Below are 2,618 nucleotides of genomic sequence, written 5' to 3'. Positions count from 1 at the left end.
TATGAACCAAAAAATGGCGTATTCCTATCACTTGACCCAGACCCAGGAAGCGATGGAGATTCACTAGATCAGAATGGATACTCTTATGGAAACAACAATCCAGTCATGAATGTAGACCCAGACGGCCATTGGGTATGGTTAGTTGTCAATGCAGGATTTGCGGTATATGATGGATACAAAGCTTATAAATCAGGAAAGGGCTGGAAAGGTGCAGCAGTTGCAGCCGCATCAGGATTTGTAGGTGGTGGAAAGTTAAAATTAACAAAAAAAATCGGAAAATGGGCCACCTCAAGACATTGGTATAAAGGAACATTTAAATCCAAAAGAAAGTCGTTGGACTATCATCATAATAAACATATTGTGAGAAATGGTAAATCTTACAGTAAAAAAAGATATACAAAAGTTGCTAGAGCATTTTATCGATCTAATAAGCATTTACGCGAAAAAGTAATACTATCTACTGGAAAAAAAGGATACAGGATTAAGAATGGAAAAAAGGGTGGTTATTATACAAGAAGTGGAAAGGCAGTTACATTTTGGAATAATAATTGGAAGAAAAAGAAAAGGCGTTAATTTTAATTTCTACAATATAGAAGGGCCTGAATATGGATGAAATTTTTTAAAAGATATAATATTGATCAAAAAACATTAGATGAGATCAAAAAATATTATGTATTATTACATGGTCCGTTTCCAAATGATATGTACGATTTTGAAGAAGAAACAAATACTTCTTTAGATGAATTTTATGAATTTTTCGCTTTAATAACTGGAAGTTTAAATTATATAATTGAAGATAAAAAAATACCTAGGTATCAAAGAGAAATGTTAGAAAAAACGTTCTATGAACATTATCCACATTTTAGTAATTATAAAAGTGATATTTTAAAATATCAAGAATTAAGTGAATGCTTAGACTTTCATGAAAAAATTAGGATATTGATTAATAAGCTTATAAAAGGAGTATGAATCTTTAAACTAAAATAATAAACAAAAACAGCTGTCAAGTATATTTGACAGCTGTTTTAATTAATTTGGAAAAGTCAACTATTTTTATACGGTGACAGTGGACAACTGCTTGCATTCACGCAAAATGGAAAGAAATATTTCTATCACTACAATGCACACGGTGATGTCATGGCCATCACAAATAGTGCAGGGAAAAGTGTCGCCGAGTACGAATATGATACATGGGGCACCCCAACAAAGGTAAAAGAAGATGAAGAAGTAAAAGGAAACCCATATCGCTATGCTGGCTACCGCTTCGACGAAGAAACAGGACTTTACTATTTAATCGCCCGCTACTATGAACCAAAAAATGGCGTATTCCTATCACTTACCCAGACCCAGGAAGCGATGGAGATTCACTAGATCAGAATGGATACTCTTATGGAAACAACAATCCAGTCATGAATGTAGAACCAGACGGCCATTGGGTATGGTTAGTTGTCAATGCAGGATTTGCGGTATATGATGGATACAAAGCTTATAAATCGGGGAAAGGTTGGAAAGGTGCAGCAGTTGCAGCTGGATCAGGATTTTTGGGTGGTGGAAAGTTAAAAGGTATAAAAAAAATATCTCAAGGCTTTAAGAAATCTAAGAAAAACAAAAAATCAAAAAAGATTAACAAAAGAATTAATAAGGTAGCTAGAACTTTAAAATTCGATTCGAAGGCTTTTAAACATGCTCAAAATCGGAAAAGATCTGTACCAAGATATATCTTATCTACTGCTATAGTAACAGGTAAGAAGAAAAATGATGGGGCAAAAGGCTATAGTGCATATTGGTCAACCATGTATAAAAATAGTAAAAAGTACAAGCTCAAAGTTGTATATAATTCAAAAACAAAGAAGGTTAGGCATTTCCATTATCAAAGTTATTAAGGAGTACAAATATGATAGTTTTTTCTATAAATAATAAAATTTCCCATATATTAATTGAATTGGATGAATATATAGAGGGAGAAAAGGAGATATTTACATGTAGGTTTGACTACTCTTCCTTGAATAAAAAGATTCTTCTTTACAAACTTAATTACAACAAGAAGTTATTGAATGAATTCTCAATAGATATAAAAAATATACTTAACTGTCATATAAAAGAATGCTGTTTGAGAGATATTACAAAACAAATTAAACTCAGTATAAAAAAAGTAGATGAATATACTTTTTCTATCATTATCAGTAAAGATTCTGAAAAACCGCAATGTACTATATATCTTGAACAAAAAATAGATCATTTTCTGCTGAAATCAATTTATAATGACTTAGTAGAATTCAACTCTGTATTTTAGGGGGAGTGTATGAAGCGATTTAGTTTTATAAATGATAATGAAGAAATAGAATTTAAAATACTGAAAGCAGAACAATCAGATGAATTTGACGATGGATATTATTTTATATGTCAATTATTCTTGTCTAAACAAAATATTAACATTTGCATTGAAGAAATCGAATTAAATCTTAATTTCTTCATTGAATGGCATAGAAGTCTTTTCTGGGTTAAAAAGAAAAATGAGTTAAGTTCATTAGACGGGACATTTAAAATTAGTATTGAAAAAAGTTTTAAACGAACTTTAATTAAACTTGTATATAATGAACTTCATTTTGAGGAAACAA

At 30.8% G+C, this 2,618-nt stretch carries 4 protein-coding genes and 1 pseudogene; all 5 read left to right on the top strand.

Features of this window, described 5'->3' with window-relative positions:
• The coding region (locus LC033_RS16435) for an RHS repeat-associated core domain-containing protein (RefSeq protein ID WP_512699449.1) at window positions 1-573 on the top strand (573 nt) is incomplete at its 5' end.
• A gap of 36 nt (window positions 574-609) precedes the next feature.
• On the top strand, window positions 610-969 hold the full coding sequence (locus LC033_RS16430; RefSeq protein ID WP_226570290.1) for a YxiJ family protein: 360 nt from the start codon (window positions 610-612) through the stop codon (window positions 967-969).
• Between the two features lie 81 nt (window positions 970-1,050).
• Window positions 1,051-1,883 (top strand): annotated as a pseudogene (locus LC033_RS16425) (RHS repeat-associated core domain-containing protein); the annotation flags it as partial.
• Window positions 1,884-1,894: 11 nt separating this feature from the next.
• Window positions 1,895-2,293: a hypothetical protein gene (locus LC033_RS16420; protein WP_226570287.1), complete on the top strand. Its 399-nt coding sequence runs from the start codon at window positions 1,895-1,897 to the stop codon at window positions 2,291-2,293.
• Between the two features lie 9 nt (window positions 2,294-2,302).
• Window positions 2,303-2,618: hypothetical protein (locus LC033_RS16415; protein ID WP_226570285.1), on the top strand; the 316-nt coding region annotated here is incomplete at its 3' end.

This window comes from Bacillus stratosphericus, assembly GCF_020524495.1.
GTDB classification, from domain to species: Bacteria; Bacillota; Bacilli; order Bacillales; family Bacillaceae; genus Bacillus; species Bacillus stratosphericus_B.
The sequence above is the reverse complement of the archived record's forward strand: the minus strand, read 5'-3'. Positions and strand labels throughout refer to the sequence as shown.

Excerpts from the sequence above, each read along its gene's own strand:
- LC033_RS16420 (WP_226570287.1), top strand. The coding sequence starts at position 1,895 with ATGATAGTTTTTTCTATAAATAATAAAATTTCCCATATATTAATTGAA.
- LC033_RS16430 (WP_226570290.1), top strand. The coding sequence starts at position 610 with ATGAAATTTTTTAAAAGATATAATATTGATCAAAAAACATTAGATGAG.